Source organism: Burkholderia sp. BCC0044 (assembly GCF_902832955.1).
GTDB lineage: Bacteria > Pseudomonadota > Gammaproteobacteria > Burkholderiales > Burkholderiaceae > Burkholderia.
Genome location: NZ_CADFDO010000002.1, coordinates 1228553 through 1247030 on the forward strand (window position 1 = coordinate 1228553; position 18478 = coordinate 1247030).

The window sequence follows — 18478 nt, forward strand, 5'->3', positions numbered from 1 at the left end:
GGAGCCTGCCTGTGTATCCCCCGATCGAACCTTACGCCCACGGCCATCTCGACACCGGCGACGGCCACAGCATCTACTGGGAGCGCTGCGGCAACCCGGCCGGCAAGCCCGCCGTATTCCTGCACGGCGGCCCTGGCGCCGGCTGCAGCCCCGACCATCGCCGTCTGTTCGATCCCGAGCGCTACGATATCCTGCTGTTCGACCAGCGCGGCTGCGGGCGCTCGACGCCGCACGCGAGCCTCGAGAACAACACGACGTGGGATCTGGTCGCCGATATCGAGCGCCTGCGCGAGATGGTCGGCGCCGGGCAATGGCTGGTGTTCGGCGGTTCGTGGGGCAGCGCGCTGGCGATCGCGTACGCGGAAACCCACCCCGAACGCGTGAGCGCGCTGATCGTGCGCGGCATCTTCACGATGCGTCGCGCGGAACTGCTGTGGTACTACCAGGAAGGCGCGTCGTGGCTGTTCCCCGATCTGTGGGAAGACTTCCTTGCGCCGATTCCGGAAGCGGAGCGCGGCGACCTGATGGCCGCCTACCATCGTCGGCTGACCGGCGACGACGAAGCCGCGAAGCTCGAAGCCGCGCGCGCGTGGAGCATCTGGGAAGGCCGCACGATCACGCTGCTGCCCGATCCCGCGCTCGCCGCGCACTTCGCGGACGGCCACTATGCGCTCGCGTTCGCGCGGATCGAAAACCACTACTTCGTGAACAAGGGCTTCGTCGAGGAAGGCCAGTTGCTGCGCGACGCGCATCGTCTCGCCGGCATCCCTGGTGTGATCGTGCAGGGCCGCTACGACATCGCGACGCCGGCGCGCACCGCATGGGAACTGTCGAAGGCGTGGCCGGACGCGACGTTCGAAATCGTGCCCGGCGCCGGGCACGCGTACAACGAGCCGGGGATTCTGGAAGCACTGGTCGCGGCGACGGACCGGTTCGCCGCCTGAGCGACGTAACGCGACGCGGCGCGTGTTTCCGTGCCTGCCGGCACGCTCACGCGCCGCCCGATCACAATGCGGCTTCGACGACCGTCCGGCCGCTGATCGCCCGCTCGACGAGCTGTTCGTCGCCGACCTTGCGGATCGCGTCGTCGAGCAGCCCTTCCGGTTCTTCGGTCGCCACCTTCAGCAGGCCCGACAGTCCGCGTGCGTCGAGCACCACGAGCGTTTCCATCGAGTCCGCGCGGCTCACGAGCACGCGGCGGAACGCGGGGCCCGCGCCGAAGCTCGCACAAAGCTCGATCGTCTCGCTGCCGATCGTGTAGTCGAAGTTCTTGATCATGTCCGCCGCCGTTGCAGGGAAATGGCGACGCGCGACGGCGCGGCGCCGTGACGTCGACGCACCCGCGCGTGCCGCCGGCGTGTCGGACCGGGGTCCGGACCGTTCGCCGACATCACCATGCTAGGCGTGCAGTATTAACGAAGACTTAAAGCGTTGGCAGGGTCTCGCGTCCCGTTCGGACGCGCATCGTGGGTACCAAACCGGCCGGCCATCGCACAATTGAAGCTCACCACGAATAGCCTTGCATGCCGTAATTTGTGTCGCGTCGGCGTCCCCACCACGGCAGGTAGGCATTGTTGCCGCCGCGCGCACGGAACCAGTCCTTGTCGGGATCGATCGGCGTGAGCTTCGACGGCGGCAGGACGACGACCGCGACGGGATGCTCCGGATCGGTCGTGCCGGCCACGAGTGCGTTGCCGCCGAAGTGGTTGATCCGGCCGATGGCGAGCGCGACGTCGGTCAATGCGCTGCCTGTTCCCATGTCGCCGAGTAGCGCGGCCGTGTTGAATGTCTGCTTCGAGTGGTCGTATTCGGGGAGGGTTTCGGTCAAGGTCCGGGAGAGCGAGGCAAGACGTGCCGACGATGCATCGCTGCCCTTGCCTGCGTCGTGAACGATGTAATGGAGATCCCGGACCGCGACGCCTGCATTGCGTGCCGCCTGATCGATGGTCGCCTTCCACGCCTGCACGGCTAGGGTCGTGCCGACCTTCTGTGGAAAATCATGCGTATTGCCGGTTGCGGCCTTGCCGATCCAGGCGAGCGGTTCGCGTTCGGCGTTGAAGCTTGGGCCGGCGAGGAACAGCACGACAAGGTTCTCGTTGATCTGTGCGTCCGTCGGCGGGAAGTTGGGCGCGTCCCAGTTCATCACCCAGACGCTCTTGTCGGGGTTCTCCTGCAAGTAGTCCAAAGCTTGGTTCAGGGACATGAAGCCTGCGTTCGCACCACCCTGCGTGATCTGTACGTCGGGAGGCGTGTCGCGGCTCCACAAAGTCTTGGGTGACGGCGGGCCGATCTCGAAGAAGTTCATCATCCGATCGATCATGCGCGATCGGGCATAGGCCGCATCGAGGCGCAGTGGAGCGGCAACTTCGACCCGGATACCCGCGAGTTCTCGCCAATCATTTTGCTTCTCGGGCCTCACCGTGTAGAAATATTTTGCATTGCTGAAGTAACGGGTGCGTATGAGCAAGATGAATTTATCAATGTACTTGGCATAGAAGCCCTTGAACGTCTCCGTTCCGCTATTGCCATAGGCAATGCCAGCTACCGATTGCAACGTCGTGAAGGATTTTGGATCAGTACGCACCATGTCGTCATTTTTGTTCGGCGTGACAAGGCCCTGTGCCCACAGCAATTGCCATTCGGTCGGGTAGTCCATGCGTTCCAACGGATTCAACCAGATCAAGCCAACAACCTGCGCCGTAAATGGCTTCACTGGCTCTTCTCCGACCGGCGTGGCATTTTCTACGCGCTCCGACGTCGGCACGGCATGTGCCGAACGCATCATGGCCGTGGTAGACAGAAACACCATGAGAGCCACCAGGCCGGGCACCACAACAAATCGCTTCATCCAATCTCCTACTTCCAATTGTGTTTGGTCGGGTTGTTCTACGTGCGTCATCAGCAAAGCCATTAGTAGAGTGGCGATTATCCATGCCGCGACTGCAATGGCGACACGTCGAGGCCATGTAGAAATCAGGGTCTTCAAATTGCACCCCCGACCTTGAGATAGACTTGAGCTTCGCGTTCGTCCACGATCGCGACGGGAATCTTGGCTTCGCTTTCCTCGGCATGTACCCATTCGTGAAGAGGCGTTCTATCGAGCGTTCCTGACGCAAAATAGTCGTAGTACTTCTTGTTCGGATTGTCATTGGGAATGCCGTCCCCCATCCGCCAATCCGCCTCAATCCGCAGGTCGTAGAGTTGCTCGGGCGTCAGATAGCAAACCCCAATCGCCACATCGTACGCAAGCGCCTTTTCGGCATGCTCGGGATTGGTCATCGTCGTGGAGTGATTTGTCGGGCTGTTGGTCGAACCACGATCGAGCCAATCGACAATCTGCTTGTCTCGCCATTCCTTGTAACCCTCCGGCATTTCGCTCTTGCCGTCCTCGCCGATCACGTGGCCATCACCATCGAGCCATTCCGTATTCAGCGTGCGCCGCGCCTCCATCCGCATCAACGCGCGGTCCTCGTAACGCTGTCCGGCTTCGCTCTCTGCCGTCCCTTGCGCGACGCTGTCCTTGTTCTTCGCCTTGTACTGATCGTAAGGATCGTCCGCGCGCTTGTCTGCCTCGCTCTTGCTTGCGTCGCGCCATGCGGCCGGCGGATCGTTGCCTTCGTTGAAGTCGCTTATCGCATTGCCGTCCCTCGTTTCGATGGGCTTGCCGAACCGCAACGCTTGCGGCGGGAACGGTTCGTCGAGTGCCGGCGCGTCCGCTACAACGGCCCAGCCCTTCGGCGGAAGGGCGTTCACGCGGAACATATTCAATGCCGAGCTGATCTGGGTCACGAAAAACATGATCGGCGCGGATGCAAGCGTGGCCGCCACCCCGAACACGGACTCGTTTCCCTTGAGCGCACCGATGAGATTGAACTTGGCCGGCGGCGAAGGCGGGTACCAGAATCCCGACGTCTTTCCCTTTTGCCGATGCCGCCAGTCGTCTTCCCAATACTGATAGCGCTCCTGCACGCCAACCTGGAAGCCGGAGGCAAAGACGCGCTGCGTCAGCACGCCGGGGACGCTGATATCGTTCAGCTCGTTCTCGTCGATGCCGCGCCAGCCGATGCCTTGAACCGTGACCGCTGAAATCACCTGGTCGTGTGGACAGCAATACGCGGTGACGCGACCATATGTCGATCCGTTCAGGCCGTGGCGAGCCCGATCCTCTTGTGCCGCATAACACCGCTTGCTGGTCGGCGATACCCGTTCGTTGGCCATGTCTTCATCGATCTTGCCGGCGGGCAGTTCGTGGGCTTTGCGCGTGCCGATGATCGACAGAAACTTGCCGAACGTTTTCGTGCGGGCGGCGTAGGTCTGCCGTCCGCGGCGGCCGCTGCCGTCCCTGGTCGCGCGTTGCGACCAGGTATCCATGAACGTATCGGATGGATTGGGGCCGTCCGCGCGCGCAAGGCTGTACGGCGCATTCGCCAGTACGTAGGCATCCGCCACGCAATGTCCGCTACGTCCCCACGGATCTTCGACATCGGGCAGTGCATCGCCGAAGAACGCTGCCGTCAGGCCCACGATGTTGCCCTGGCTATGGCATACGACGGTAATCGGCACGTCGGCCTGCATGCGGCGAATCGACTCGATCAGCCTCGCCAGGCGCAACGCCGCGAGCACGCCATATGCGCGGGGCGGCGCGCGATACAGCGGCCGGTTGGTCGGGTTGATCCCCTGGACGGTCAACCATCCGGCCGCACGATCGTCGAGGCCACCGTGCCAGAGATCGGGCAGGCTCGCGCAGCCGTTCGTGAACGGACCGCCGCCCCAATAGTCCTTCTCGTTCAGGAAAATCTTGTCGCCGTACTCTTTCAGCTCTGCGGCGGTTGCCCGATAGCCCCATCGGAAATGAATGACGGGCGAGAAGGACGGATCGGATTTGATGTAGTTACCGGACCAAAGCGTCGGATTCAAAAACCCGTCCGGCGTCACGCTTTCCGTGTACTTCGCCGGCACCAATTGCCCGGCGTCGATGCCGTGATACATCAATTGATCGTCCTGCCGCCCGAGCCGGCGATTCAGGCCATTGCACAGCCCCTGCTCGGCGGCTTCGAACCATTCGCCTTCGGAGTTCACCCCATGGACGAAGATGACGATACCGGGCAACGGCATTTGCTTGATGCAGATCAGCCGAGTGTCTTTCGTCCACATCGACACCCCGTCGCCTCGGCCGACGACGATCGGTGGAGGCTTGCGTGGCGTTCCGGTGCTGTCCGACTCGGTGGCATCGATCGACCGTGCGACGGGTTCGTCCGTCGCCGAGCGATAATCGGGATAAAGCTGCGTCACCCTGGCTCCTGCGCGCGGTTTGGTGTTTTTCTGCCGTTCCGCCGCCAGCCGTTCAGGCTGACGCGACGTGAACGCAGATCCGGATCATCGGAAATCCGGGCACCAGCGCACAAGTGCAGTTTTCTCTTTTCCTACAGAATTGAACTCGTCCGATTCAATCGAACGGAATGACACGTGACTTTCCGGTCATGTCTCACGGTCGAGTACGAAGTGTCTTCCGAGCCGCGCGCATGGACCGTCCGGTTCGCAGCCATCACGAACGTACGCGCCTGCAGACACGCGATCAACAAACGACCGCTCCGATCGGCGAACCCGCGTCAATCGGCATCGAGCGGCTCGACCGTCACCCCGACCTTCAGCTCCTGATCCGCACCGCCGCCCCGAATCACGCCGCGCAGCGGCGTCACGTCGGCATAATCGCGCCCGACCGACAGCATCACGTAGTCGTCGCCCGGCGCGCGATCGTTGGTCGGATCGAGTTGCAGCCAGCCGCCGTCCTCGGGCCACGCCGGGTCGTACACGTCGACCCACGCATGCGACGCATCGGCGCCGATCAGCCGCGGCTGGCCGGGCGGCGGCTGCGTGAGCAGGTAGCCGCTGACGTAACGCGCGGCCAGCCCGAGCGAGCGCAGCGCGCCGATCATCACGTGCGCGAAATCCTGGCAGACGCCCTTGCGCAACCGCAGCGCATCGAGCGCCGACGTCGTGATGTCGGTGCTGTTCGGCGTGTACGCGAAATCGGCATGCACGCGCCGCATCAGGTCCCACGCCGCCTGCACGAGCGGCCGTTGCGGCGTGAAGCTCGCGGCCGCGTACGCGGCGAGTTCGGGGTCGCACGCCACGTGCGGCGACGCGAACACGAACTCGCTCGCCGGGTCGTAAGGCTGCCCCGCGCGGAACTGCAAGCGGTCGCGCACGGCCTCCCATGCGGTGGCATGCGCGGCATCCGGGTTCGCGATCGCAGGCGGCGGCGCGCCGCGCGCGCCGAGCGACCACACGGGCGGCGTCACGCGCACGGTGCTGCGGCTGCGCACCAGCAGCGTGTCGTGCGGCAGGTTCAGCGCGAACGACGCGCGCGCATTGCCGAACGCGTCGACTTCGGTGCAGACCGATTCCGGTGCGGGCTCGATGTCGAGCGAGAACGACAACACCTGCTGGCGCGGCGTCGCGAGCGGTTGCAGGCGTGCCTGGTGCTGCGCGGATTCGACACGCGCCGCGTAACGGTATTCGGTGTCGTGCGTGACACGCAGCAACCGGCCCGGCGCGACGGCGGCCGGTGCACCCGGTGCGGCCTGGCCTTGGCCTTGACTCTGGGCCTGAGCGGGAGCTGAAGCTGACGCTGGCGCCGAGACCACTGCCTGCCGTGCGCTTCCAGAACCCGTCGGTGTTTTCAGCGCGCCTTTCGTCGTCACCATAGCGTCCTGCCCGCCTCGCGCACGTGGCTGAAATAGCGCTCGCCGATCCGGTTCGACAGCTCCCACACCGCCTTCACCGTCGTATCGAGCGCGGCGAGCAGCTTGTCGTGCCGCCCGTCTTCGGCCGTCTCGCACAGCTCGTGCAGCGACCACGCGGGGATGTCCGGCACCGTCTCGGCCAGCTCGGACAGCGCATAACCTTCGCTGCGCTCGACCTTCGTGAGCCGGCCGCGCAGCGCCTGCACGACCCAGCCGAGCGAGCGCGGGTTGTCGGTATCGAGCACGACGAGCGACAGCAGCGGCGCGACGTCGAAGCCGCGCTGGAACCGCGAGCGGAACGTGATCGTGCTGTCGAACAGTTCCAGCACGAGTTCGAAGCCGTCCTGCCGATGCACGGCGCCTTCGTCGAACGCGAACTTCAGCACGCTGCACAGGAAGTCGAGCCGGTCGATCTGCCGGCCGATCGACAGCAATCGCCAGCCGTCGTCGCGCGTCATGTTGTCGGTCTGCGCGCCGGTGATCGCGCCGAGCAGCAGGCCGAGACGTTCCAGCAGTTGCAGCGCGTCGTTGCCGACCTGCTCCTCCGCTTCCTGCTGTCCTGCGCTGTCGGCGAACAGCTGGGTCGCGTCGTCGATCAGCCGCCACTGATCGCTCGACAGCCGCTCGCGGATCGCGGCAGCCGCACCGCGCATGCCGAACAGGCACGACGCGATCCCCGACGTGCGGTCGGCGCCGCGCGTCAGCGACGTCGCCAGCTCGTGCTGGAACGCGCGCGGCGCATCGACGGCGTGCGGCGCGTCGGCCGCGATCAGCCCGGTGTCGCGGCACAGCGTGTCGATGAGTTCCAGATGCGCGGGGCTGTCGACGTCGTCTTCGCCGCGCAGCCGTTCGAGCGCGGCACGCGCGAGGCGCATCAGGTTGGTCGCGCGCTCGGTGTAGCGGCCGAGCCAGAACAGGTTCTCGGCCGCGCGGCTCGCGATCGCGCGCGGCCGCTCGACGAGATCGTCGGGGCCGAGGTGCGTCTGCAGCAGCGTCGTCGAATCGACGATGCCCTCGGTCATCACCCACGTATCGACGGTGCTGCCGCCGCGAGGCATCGGCGCGTTGAACAACGTGTCGCGCGTGCCGACCCGCGACAGCCCGCCCGGCAGAAGCCGCCAGCGCTGCGCGCCGTCGGCGAGTGCGAACACGCGCAGCAGCAGCGGCTGCGGCAAGATGCGCGCGCCGCCGTTGCCGTCGGGCGCGTCGTGCCGCGGCCAGGTCGGCGCCTGCGACAGCGGCAGGTCGGCCTGCACGGTGTAATGCTCGGGCCGCGCGAGAATCCGCGCCCGCCATTCCGCGAGTTGCGCCTGCGTGAGCCGCGCGCCGATCACCGGCTCGAATGCACCGCCGTCCTGCACGTCGGGCGGATAGGATGCCTTGACGATGCCGCGCGCGAGCTGCGGCAGCGCGTCGTTGCACGCGGCCGCCTCGCCGCACCACCACGAATGCACGGCCGGCAGCGTCAGCGTTTCGCCGAGCAAGCCTTCCGCGAGACGCGGCATGAAGCCGAGCATCGCCGGCGATTCGAGGAAGCCCGAGCCCGGCGCGTTCGCGAGCAGCACGTTGCCCGCGCGCACGGCCTGCAATAGCCCCGGCACGCCGAGCATCGAATCGGGCCGCAGTTCGAGCGGATCGAGCCACGCATCGTCGACGCGCCGCAGGATCCCGTGCACCGGTTCGAGCCCGCTCAGCGTCTTCAGGAACACGCGGTTGTCGCGCGCGGTCAGGTCGCCGCCTTCGACGAGCGTGAGGCCGAGATAGCGCGCGAGATACGCATGCTCGAAATAGGTCGCGCTGTGCGGCCCCGGCGTCAGCAGCACGATCCGCGAATTCTTCGCGGCGGGGCTGAGCGACTGCATGCTCTGCAGCAGCGCACGGTACGCGGATGCAAGCCGCTGCACGCGCAGCCCGCGAAACCCGCGCGGAAAGAGCCGCGACACGATCAGCCGGTTCTCGAGCAGGTAGCCGAGGCCGGCCGGGCCCTGCGTGTGCTGCGCGACGATCCGCCACTGCCCGTCCGGGCCGCGCGCGAGATCGAACGCGACGACGTGCAGCCACGTATCGCCCGGCACGTGCGCACCGCGCATCGCACGCAGGTAGCCGGGGTGGCCGGTGACGAGCGCGGGCGGCAAGAGCCCGCGCTCGAGGATCGTCTGCGGCCCGTACAGGTCGGCCAGCGTCGCGTTGAGCAGCCGCACGCGCTGCAGCACGCCGCGCTCGATCGCGACCCAGTCCTCGGGCGTGACGATCAGCGGCAGCAGGTCGAGCGACCACGGGCCGACCGCGCCGTCGCCGGCGCGCTGCTCGTGCAACTGGTAGAACAGGCCGTTCTCGCGCATGCGCCGATGCAGCGCGTCGGCGCGGCGATCGAGGTCGGCCACGCCGTCGCTGCCGATCGACGTGAAGAAGCTGCGCCACGCGGGCGCCAGCGCAGGCGCGTGCAGGCCGGCCGCGCTGCCGCGCAGTTCGTCGTAGCGGCCGGCGGCGGCCGGCGCCGCGAGCGCGGCGGCCAGTTCGGCGGCGTCCGGCTGCGCGCCGGTATCGAAAAGCGTGGGCATCGCGTCGAGGGCGGCGAGATGATCGAGGTCAATGGGCGGCACGATGTCGTTCCGTCGTCAGGGTGCGGCCGCGCATGCGCGCCGCCAGTCGGGCGGCAAGCCGCAGGGCGGAACCGCAATCTGCCCGCATCCTAGCACTCCGGCGGCGGCGCGACCCGCCGGTGCGCCCGGAGATCGCGAACCGCGCATCGTCGTCCGCCCCGTCATCGATCGTTCACGGCCGCCGCAAGTCGAGCGTGAACGGGAATTCACGGCTCGGCGTGGCAGCCGCGACGTCCATCCTGCCCGGCGTGTGCCCGATCTCGACGAAGCGCGCGAGCCGGCGGCTCTCGGCCTCGTACGCATTGATCGGGAACGTCGCGTAGTTGCGTCCGCCCGGATGCGCGACGTGATACCGGCAGCCGCCGAGCGAGCGTTGCAGCCACGTATCGACGATGTCGAACGTGAGCGGCGCGTGCACGCCGATGGTCGGATGCAGCGCCGACGGCGGCGACCACGCCTTGTAGCGCACGCCCGCGACGTACTCGCCGACGGTGCCGGTCGGCTGCAGCGGCAACGCACGCCCGTTGACGGTCACGACGTGCCGGTTGTCGTTCAGCCCCGTCACGCGCACTTCGAGCCGCTCGACCGACGAATCGACGTAGCGCACCGTGCCGCCGGCCGCGCCCTCCTCGCCCATCACGTGCCACGGTTCCAGCGCGCCGCGCAGCGACAGTTCCATCCCGTTCACCGCGATCTGCCCGAACAGCGGGAAACGGAATTCGAAGTGCGGCGCGAACCACGCGGGATCGAACGCGAAACCGGCGTCGCGCAGCTCGGCCAGCACGTCGTCGAAATCCATCTGAAGAAATTCCGGCAGCATGAAGCGATCATGCAGCGCGGTGCCCCAGCGCGTGAGCGGCGTCGTGTACGGCGTGGCCCAGAAGCGCGCGACCAGCGCGCGCAGCAGCAGTTGCTGCACGATGCTCATCCGCGCATGCGGCGGCATCTCGAATGCGCGCAGTTCGAGCAGGCCGAGCCGCCCGGTGGACGAATCGGGCGAATACAGCTTGTCGATGCAGAACTCGCTGCGGTGCGTGTTGCCCGTCACGTCGATCAGCAGGTTGCGCAGCACGCGGTCGACGAGCCAAGGCGGCATGTCCTGCCCGAACAGCAGCTTGCTGCGCTGGATCTCCGCGAACGCGATGTCGAGCTCGTAGAGCTGGTCGTTGCGCGCTTCGTCGACGCGCGGCGCCTGGCTCGTCGGCCCGAGGAACAGCCCCGAGAACAGGTACGACAGCGACGGATGGTTGTGCCAGTACGCGATCAGGCTCGCGAGCAGGTCCGGGCGGCGCAGGAACGGGCTGTCGGCCGGCGTCGCGCCGCCGAGCACGAAGTGGTTGCCGCCGCCCGTGCCGACGTGCCGCCCGTCGACCATGAACTTCTCGCTGCACAGCCGCGATTGCCACGCGGCGTCGTACAGGAATTCGGTGTGGTCGACGAGTTCGTCGAAGTTCGCGGCCGGATGGATGTTCACCTCGATCACGCCGGGGTCGGGCGTCACCTGCAGCAGCTTCAGCCGGGCGTCGCGCGGCGGCGGATAGCCTTCGAGCACGAGCTTCACGCCGAGCGCGTGCGCGGTCAGCTCGATCGCGCCGACCAGCTCGAGATAATCCTCGAGCGCGGCGAGCGGCGGCATGAACAGGTACAGGATACCGTTGCGCACTTCGACGCACAGCGCGGTGCGCGTGATCCACGCGGCCGATTCGAAGCGCTCGGGCCGGCGATGCGGGTCCGCGGCGCCCGGCCGGCCGCTCGCGGCCGTGCCGTCGGCGCGCCACTGCATCACGGTCTGCGCGGACGCTTCGCGATGCACGCCGGCCAGGTAACGCGGCGCGTCGGCCGGGCCCGCGTAGCGGGCGCGAATGGCGGCGGCGTCCGGCAATGCGTCGCGCGGCGCGAACGGATCGCGTTCGACGAGATACGGATGGTCGGCGCGCGCCGCCCACGGCAGCGAATCGAGCGGCAGCCGATAGCCCATCGGCGAATCGCCCGGCACGAGGTACATCCGCTCGTCGCGGAAGAACCACGGGCCCGTCTGCCAGCGCGGCCCGTCGAGGCCCGGCGTATCGTCCGTGCGCTTGACCGGCAGCACATAGCCGACCACGCTGTCGAGCTGCTGCTCGAACACCTTGCGCAGCCGCGCGCGTTCGAGCTCGTCGTCGAGGCGCGCGTCGAACGGATCGACGTTGACCGGCAGCCGGCGCTCGCGCCACAGGTAGTACCAGACATCCTCGTAGCCGGGCTCGATGAATTCGCCGCTCAGGTTCAGCCGCGCGGCGAGCGCATCGATGAAGCGCTTCGCGTCGTCGGTCGTGTACGCGGACGGCTCGCGCTCGTCGGCGAACAGCGACGGATCGTGCCACACGGGCTGGCCGTCCGCGCGCCAGAAGATCGACAGCGCCCAGCGCGGCAACTGCTCGCCCGGGTACCACTTGCCCTGCCCGAAATGCAGGAAGCCGCCGTCGCCGTATTCGGCGCGCAGCCGCTGCACGAGTTCGGTCGCGTAGCCGCGCTTGGTCGGGCCGAGCGCATCGGTGTTCCACTCGGCGCCGTCGCGATCGTCGATCGACACGAAGGTCGGCTCGCCGCCCTGCGTGAGCCGCACGTCGCCGGCGGCCAGCGCGCCGTCGACCTGCGTGCCGAGCGCGAGCACCGCATCCCACTGCGATTCCGTATACGGCTTCGTCACGCGCGGCGACTCGTACACGCGCGTCACGCTCATCTCGTGCTCGAACGACACCTCGCACTCGTCGATCAGCCCTTCGACCGGCGCGGCGCTCGTCGGCTGCGGCGTGCACGCGAGCGGAATGTGCCCTTCGCCGGCGAGCAGGCCCGACGTCGGATCGAAGCCGATCCAGCCGGCGCCCGGCAGGTAGACCTCGCACCACGCGTGCAGGTCGGTGAAATCGACCGACGTGCCGCTCGGGCCGTCGAGCGATTTCACGTCGGGCGTGAGCTGGATCAGGTAGCCCGACACGAAGCGCGCGGCGATGCCGAGATGGCGGCACAGCTGCACGAGCAGCCACGCGCTGTCGCGGCACGAGCCGGACGCGAGTTCGAGCGTCTGCACGGGCGTCTGCACGCCCGGCTCCATCCGCACGAGATAGCCGATGTCGCGCTGCAGCTGCTGGTTCAGCGCGACGAGAAAGTTCGTGGTGCCGGCCGGCGTGCGGTCGACGCCGTCGAGATACGCGCGAAACAGCGGCGCGGCGCTCGTCTGCGGATCGCATGCGAGATACGGCGCGAGCTCGGTCTTCAGCGCGTCGTCATAGCTGAACGGGTATTGCTCCGCGCTCGCTTCGAGGAAGAAGTCGAACGGGTTGTACACCGACATCTCGGCGACGAGATCGATCGTGATCTCGAAGTGCTCGGTGCGCTCCGGAAACACGAGCCGCGCGAGATAGTTCGAGAACGGGTCCTGCTGCCAGTTGATGAAGTGCTGCGCGGGCTCGACCGTCATCGAATACGCGAGGATCGGCGTCCGGCAATGCGGCGCGGGCCGCAGCCGCACGACCTGCGGGCCGAGGTTGACGAGCCGGTCGTAGCGATAGCGGGTGGTGTGATGCAGCGCGACGTGGATGGACATGGGAGCTCGGGTCGGGTTGGGCCGGCCGCGCACGCCGCGTCGCTTTCGACGCGGCGGCCCGGCATGGCGGATTCGGCGAAGGCGCGCCGCGGGTCAGACGAGTTCCGGCGTCTGCACGACGCTGATCTCGACGCCGACGGCCGTCGCGCCGAGCCCCGTCACCGGCTGCGCGTCGCGATGGTCGAGGCCGACCGCGATGCGCACATAGCGTTCGTCCGGGCAACGGTTCATGAACGGGTCGAAGCCGACCCAGCCGAGCCCTTCGACATAGGCCTCGGCCCATGCATGGCCGGCCGGCTGCTGTGCCAGCGCGGTGGCTTGCGGCTGCGCACCGAGTGCCGCCGGCGACTGCCCCTGGGATTGCGACTTCGACTGCCCTTGCGATTGCGACTGCGTCTGTGATTGCGACTGCGATTGCGCGCCATGCGATGCGCCGAGCACCTGCTGCATCCCGTCGCCGCTCTGCAGCGCAAGCGCTTCCTCCTCCTCGACGTCGCCGGCGTTCTGCTTCGCGTCGGCGATGCGCTGCATCGCGCTGTCGGCCAGCACGTAGCCCGAGATGTAGCGCGCGGGAATCTTCAGCACGCGGGCGGCCGCGATGAACGCGTGCGCATGGTCGCGGCTCGTGCCCTCGCCGCTTTGCAGCGCGGTTTCCGCATCGACGGCGGCGTCGGCGGCCAGGTTCGGCGCATACGCGATGCGGCCGTGCACTTCCGTCATCAGCCAGTGCAATGCGTCGAGGCCGCGCGGCTCGATCGGCAGCGCCTGAGCGAGCTCACGCACGGTCTCGCCCGCCTTCGTGAGCGCGGTCTCGCGCTCGAAGATCCACGGCGGCGCATAGCCTTCGGGATTGCCGATGATGCCCGCGCGATCCTGCGTCTCGACGACGCCGGCCGCCACGACGACGACCTCGGTCTTCGCGCCGCGATCGTGGCGCACGAGGTCGATCCGGTTGCCGAGCCCGTCGGCGTACGACAGCGTCGGCTCGACGCCGTCGATCGTGACCTGCCACGCGCGCACCGTCTGCCCGGGCCCCGACTGCGGGCGCAGGCGCAGCCGTTGCAGCGCATGGCTGGCTTGATCGTCGAACTGATAACGCGAAATGTGTCGAATGGCGAGTCGCATGGCAAGTCTCAGTCGAAGTTGTAAGCCTGGGCGATTTCGAGCCCGAGGCTGTTGTTGCGGCCGATGAAGTCGGTCAGGAACTCGTGCAGGCCGCTCTTGAAGATCCGCTCGACCGACGTATCGGACAGCAGTTGCAGAATCTTCGTGGCCGTGTCGTGACACGGGTGTGTCACGCCGTAATCCTTCGCGAGCAGGTTCAGGCTCGACACGACGCGTCCGTAGCAATAACGCAGCGAACGCGGCATGCGGCCGTTCAGGATCAGGTAGTCGGCGATGTTCAGCGGCTTGTACTGCACGTCGTACACCCAGCGGTACGAACGATGCGCGGCGACGCAGCGCAGGATCGTCTCCCATTGGTAGTTGTCGAGGATCGTGCCGACGTGCGACACCGACGGCAGCAGCAGGTGATACTTCACGTCGATGATCCGCGCGGTGTTGTCCGCGCGTTCGATGAAGGCGCCGATCTGCGCGAAATCGAAGATCTCGTTGCGCAGCATCGTGCTGTAGAAGCTGCCGAGGATCAGCGCGGTTTCGCGCTTCACCTGGTCGAGCACGGCCGGCAGCTCGCTTTCCGGCACCGGCTGCGCGAGTGCGCGGCGCAGCGCGAGCCACGCGCCGTTCACGCTTTCCCACGCCTCCCGCGTGAGCGCCGTGCGCACCATCCGCGCGTTCGAGCGCGCGGCCTCGATGCACGACAGCACGCTCGACGGGTTGTCGCGGTCGCGCAGCAGGTAGTCGGTCACGGTATCGGCCGCATACGCGTCGTATTTCTCCCGATAGCCGTCGTCGGCGCCCGAGCTGACGAGCACCGACGACCATTCTGCCGGCGCGTCGGCCGTGCGCGTGAGCGCCATCCGCAGCCCGGCATCGACGATGCGCGCGATGTTCTCCGCGCGCTCGATATAGCGGTACATCCAGTAGAGACCGCTTGCAGTACGTCCCAGAAGCATCTCGTGTCCACTCCGTCTTCGTTCGGTTCGCGCGCCGGCTCCGGCGCGCGCGGTCGTGCCCGGCTCAGTCGGCCAGCACCCAGGTGTCCTTGGTGCCGCCGCCCTGGCTCGAGTTGACGACGAGCGATCCTTCCTGCAGCGCGACGCGCGTGAGCCCGCCCGGCGTGATGCGGATCCGGTCCGACACCAGCACGAACGGCCGCAGGTCGACGTGGCGCGGCGCGAGGCCGGCGTCGGTCAGGATCGGCGTCGTGGACAGCGCGAGCGTCGGTTGCGCGATGTAGTTCGCGGGACGCGCGCGCAGCTTCGCGGAAAATGCCTCGAGTTCGGCCTTCGACGCGCACGGGCCGACCAGCATCCCGTAGCCGCCCGAGCCGTGCACCTCCTTCACGACCAGTTCGTCGAGATGCTCGAGCACGTACTTCAGGCTATCGGCCTCGCCGCAGCGCCAGGTCGGCACGTTCTCCAGCAGCGCCTTGCGGCCCGTGTAGAACTCGACGATTTCCGGCATGTACGAGTAGATCGCCTTGTCGTCGGCGATGCCGGTGCCGGGCGCGTTCGCGATCGTGATATTGCCCGCGCGGTACACGTCCATGATGCCGGCCACGCCGAGCACCGAATCGGGCCGGAACGTGAGCGGATCGAGGAACGCGTCGTCGACGCGGCGGTACAGCACGTCGATCGGCTGGAAGCCTTCGGTCGTGCGCATCGCGACGCGGCCGTCGATCACCTGCAGGTCGCTGCCCTCGACGAGGTGCACGCCCATCTGGTCGGCGAGGAACGAGTGCTCGTAGTACGCGGAATTGTGGATGCCGGGCGTGAGCACCGCGATGGTCGGGTTGTCGGCGTTGCCGCCCGGCGGGCACACGGCCGCGAGCGACTGGCGCAGCATCTGCGGATAGGTTTCGACCGGGCGCACCTTGACCTGCTGGAACAGCTCGGGGAAGAGCTGCATCATCGTTTCGCGGTTTTCCAGCATGTACGACACGCCGGACGGCGTGCGCGCGTTGTCCTCGAGCACGTAGAACGCGTTCTCGCCGGTGCGCACGATGTCGACGCCGATGATGTGCGTGTAAACGTTGCCGGGCGGCCGGAAGTCGATCATCTCCGGGATGAACGCTTCGTTGTGCGCGATCAGGTGCTTCGGCACGATGCCCGCGCGCACGATTTCCTGGCGGTGGTAGATGTCGTCGAGGAACGCGTTCAGCGCCATCACGCGCTGCTCGATGCCGAGCGACAGCCGGCTCCATTCCGCCCCGGAGATGATGCGCGGGACGATGTCGAACGGAATCAGCCGCTCGGCGGCCTCCGCGTCGCCGTAGACGGCGAACGTGATGCCCGTCTTGCGGAACACGCCTTCCGCGTCGTGGGCCTTCTGGGCGAGGCTCGCAGGATTCTGCGTGTCGAGCCATTGCTTCAGGCGCGCGTAAGGCGCCCTTACCATGTCGCCGGATTGCAGCATTTCATCGAATGGCTTCATCGATCTTCTCTCCATCGATCGTTTTCCCCGGCATTGCGCATGCCGGACCGGCGTACTGAATGCTTCGCAAGGAACGTGCCTTGCTTGATCCGCTCGATATCCCCCCGTTTTTCGCGCCGCGTCAGGCATGCCTGCGCGGCATTACGCACCACAACGGTGCAACGCCGGACGCGCCGGGCGCTTGCGGTGCGCCGCGAGCGTGCACGATCGGTGCTGCGCCGCGTCCGACGAACATAGTTCTCCCACGTGTCACGGATGTGCAATCTGCACTGCACCAAAAGCGGCGAGCCGGCGCCCCCGAAACGACCATGAACGGGTGGGCCGGCACGCACACGGCGCAGCCGGCCCTGGGGGAAGTGCCGTCCAGGCGGGCCGGACAGTCCGACGCGATGAACTGTCCGGTTAACCGGTCCGGCCCCTCAACGCTATGCAGCCGTAATCCCGCCGACAACGCCCATGCATATTTCGACTGACACCGATCGAAAAAAAACATCGGCCCGACCGGCGCGATGCGCGGTACGCTAGAACGTTGGTGCAGCAGACGGCGCCGCCTTTCAGGCGCCCGACTATAAAAAGCGAAGATCGAAATGGAAGCAAAGTGGCTGGAAGATTTCCTGAGCCTTGCGGATACCAAGAGCTTTTCCCGGGCCGCACGTCACCGGCACCTGACGCAGTCGGCGTTCAGCAGACGAATCGCCGCGCTTGAAACCTGGATGGACGCGAAGCTGGTCGACCGGAGCATCAACCCGGTCGCGCTGACGCCCGCCGGCCAGATGTTCCGCGGGCTCGCCGCGGACATCCTGCGCAGCATGTATGCGGCCCGTAATCTCGTGAACGGCTACGACCAGTTCGCGGCGAGCGACCAGGTCGTGCGCTTCGCCGTCGCGCACACGCTCGTGTTCACGCTGTTTCCCGAATGGCTGAAGCAGCTCAACAACGAGGTCGGCCACGTGACCGCGCGCGTCAATGCGGTGAACGTGCCCGAAGGCGTGCAGCAGCTGGTCGAAGGCGAATGCGACCTGCTGCTCGGCTATCACCATCCGCAGTTGCCGATCGTGCTCGATCCGAACCACTTCCCGTTCGTCAGCCTCGGCGTCGAGCGGATCCTGCCCGTGTCGTCGCCCGACGCGCGCGGCAAGCCGGTGTTCCAGCTGCCCGGCACGCCCGATGCCCCGCTGCCGCTGCTCGCGTATTCGTCGGGCGCCTTTCTCGGCAACATCGTCGAGATGCTGCTGCTGAACGCGACCGAGCCGTACGTACTGCACCGGTGCTTCGAGACGCACATGTCCGAGGCGCTGAAAGGCATGGTCGTGGCCGGGCACGGCATCGGCTGGCTGCCGGAAAGCTGCGTCGCGAAGGAACTCGCGGACGGCACGCTCGTGTGTGCGGGCACCGGCGACTGGATCACCGAACTCGAAATCCGCCTGTATCGATCGGCGCGCAAGCGCGGGCTCGCGGCCGAGCAGCTGTGGGCCTACATCATGAACCGGCCGCGCGCGGCGATCGACGGTGCGATCGGCGCTGAAGAAGCGGCCGCGCCGGCGATGCGCAGCGCGCGGCGAAGCGCGGGCGGCAGCCGCTGACGCGGGCTCGCGCCGTGGAATCCACGGCGCGCATGCGCGTTGTTTCGATAGCCATCGATAATCCCGTCGCACGCCATCAAACTCCGTCGCCGGCCTGTCGTCGATCTCGATAAAGCGCAAACGTTTGCGATTCATGTCGTATTTTTTACTGTTTTCCGTATTAAGTAAGAATAATCAGCACGCTTTTCCAGACAGAAATACCTTGTTACACAAGTTTCTATTTACCTGCAACTGTCGAAACGATCAAAAACGTCGCACCCTCATTTCATGAAGTGCGATCTGTATCCGGACCTTCATAGATTCGCCTTCAATACAGGCGCAATAGTTTCTTTTATCAGTCGTTATTTTTCGGCACGAACGTCGATACCTCCGACGTGAGGCAAAGCGCGCTCGATCATCGCTACC

Annotated in this window: 11 protein-coding genes; 2 read left to right on the forward strand and 9 right to left on the reverse strand. The window is 66.7% G+C overall.

Annotated features, from left to right (window positions below; genetic code table 11):
* Positions 1-11: 11 nt before the first annotated feature.
* Positions 12-944, forward strand: coding sequence for a prolyl aminopeptidase (gene pip, locus HWX14_RS13980; protein WP_175883253.1), 933 nt, complete (start codon positions 12-14; stop codon positions 942-944).
* 61 nt (positions 945-1005) lie between these two features.
* Here the strand turns inward: pip and HWX14_RS13985 are convergent, their stop codons facing one another.
* The 9 genes from HWX14_RS13985 to HWX14_RS14025 form a co-directional block, all read right to left on the reverse strand.
* The gene (locus tag HWX14_RS13985) at positions 1006-1278 is read right to left on the reverse strand and encodes a hypothetical protein (protein WP_175883254.1); all 273 of its coding nucleotides are present in this window, start codon (positions 1276-1278) and stop codon (positions 1006-1008) included.
* Positions 1279-1504: 226 nt separating this feature from the next.
* Positions 1505-2848: a virulence factor gene (locus HWX14_RS13990; RefSeq protein ID WP_175883255.1), complete on the reverse strand. Its 1344-nt coding sequence runs from the start codon at positions 2846-2848 to the stop codon at positions 1505-1507.
* A 134-nt stretch (positions 2849-2982) separates the two neighbouring features.
* A complete protein-coding gene (locus HWX14_RS13995) occupies positions 2983-5154 on the reverse strand; it encodes a hypothetical protein (RefSeq protein WP_175883583.1) in 2172 nt (723 codons plus the stop codon).
* 455 nt (positions 5155-5609) lie between these two features.
* On the reverse strand, positions 5610-6707 hold the full coding sequence (locus tag HWX14_RS14000; protein WP_175883256.1) for a transglutaminase family protein: 1098 nt from the start codon (positions 6705-6707) through the stop codon (positions 5610-5612).
* Positions 6701-9307 (reverse strand): circularly permuted type 2 ATP-grasp protein, encoded by a 2607-nt coding sequence (locus HWX14_RS14005; RefSeq protein ID WP_175883584.1) that lies wholly within the window; start codon positions 9305-9307, stop codon positions 6701-6703. Before HWX14_RS14005 ends, HWX14_RS14000 begins: the two co-directional genes overlap by 7 nt.
* A gap of 214 nt (positions 9308-9521) precedes the next feature.
* Positions 9522-12935: a transglutaminase family protein gene (locus HWX14_RS14010; protein ID WP_175883257.1), complete on the reverse strand. Its 3414-nt coding sequence runs from the start codon at positions 12933-12935 to the stop codon at positions 9522-9524.
* A gap of 93 nt (positions 12936-13028) precedes the next feature.
* Positions 13029-14060 carry a transglutaminase family protein gene (locus HWX14_RS14015; protein ID WP_175883258.1) on the reverse strand — a complete coding sequence of 344 codons (1032 nt, stop codon included), beginning with the start codon at positions 14058-14060 and terminating at the stop codon, positions 13029-13031.
* An 8-nt stretch (positions 14061-14068) separates the two neighbouring features.
* A complete protein-coding gene (locus tag HWX14_RS14020; RefSeq protein WP_012338364.1) occupies positions 14069-15010 on the reverse strand; it encodes an alpha-E domain-containing protein in 942 nt (313 codons plus the stop codon).
* 64 nt (positions 15011-15074) lie between these two features.
* Entirely contained in the window at positions 15075-16490 is a 1416-nt protein-coding gene (locus tag HWX14_RS14025) for a circularly permuted type 2 ATP-grasp protein (protein ID WP_175883259.1), read from the reverse strand.
* A 587-nt stretch (positions 16491-17077) separates the two neighbouring features.
* Between HWX14_RS14025 and HWX14_RS14030 the strand changes: the two genes are divergently transcribed.
* A complete protein-coding gene (locus HWX14_RS14030; protein ID WP_175883260.1) occupies positions 17078-18073 on the forward strand; it encodes a LysR substrate-binding domain-containing protein in 996 nt (331 codons plus the stop codon).
* Positions 18074-18478: the final 405 nt, after the last annotated feature.

Coding starts and splice junctions, on each gene's coding strand:
- HWX14_RS13995 (WP_175883583.1), bottom strand. CDS start 5,154: ATGTGGACGAAAGACACTCGGCTGATCTGCATCAAGCAAATGCCGTTG.
- HWX14_RS14015 (WP_175883258.1), bottom strand. CDS start 14,060: ATGCGACTCGCCATTCGACACATTTCGCGTTATCAGTTCGACGATCAA.
- HWX14_RS14005 (WP_175883584.1), bottom strand. CDS start 9,307: ATGCCCACGCTTTTCGATACCGGCGCGCAGCCGGACGCCGCCGAACTG.
- HWX14_RS14025 (WP_175883259.1), bottom strand. CDS start 16,490: ATGAAGCCATTCGATGAAATGCTGCAATCCGGCGACATGGTAAGGGCG.
- HWX14_RS14010 (WP_175883257.1), bottom strand. CDS start 12,935: ATGTCCATCCACGTCGCGCTGCATCACACCACCCGCTATCGCTACGAC.
- HWX14_RS13985 (WP_175883254.1), bottom strand. CDS start 1,278: ATGATCAAGAACTTCGACTACACGATCGGCAGCGAGACGATCGAGCTT.
- HWX14_RS14020 (WP_012338364.1), bottom strand. CDS start 15,010: ATGCTTCTGGGACGTACTGCAAGCGGTCTCTACTGGATGTACCGCTAT.
- HWX14_RS14030 (WP_175883260.1), top strand. CDS start 17,078: ATGGAAGCAAAGTGGCTGGAAGATTTCCTGAGCCTTGCGGATACCAAG.
- HWX14_RS14000 (WP_175883256.1), bottom strand. CDS start 6,707: ATGGTGACGACGAAAGGCGCGCTGAAAACACCGACGGGTTCTGGAAGC.
- HWX14_RS13990 (WP_175883255.1), bottom strand. CDS start 2,848: ATGAAGCGATTTGTTGTGGTGCCCGGCCTGGTGGCTCTCATGGTGTTT.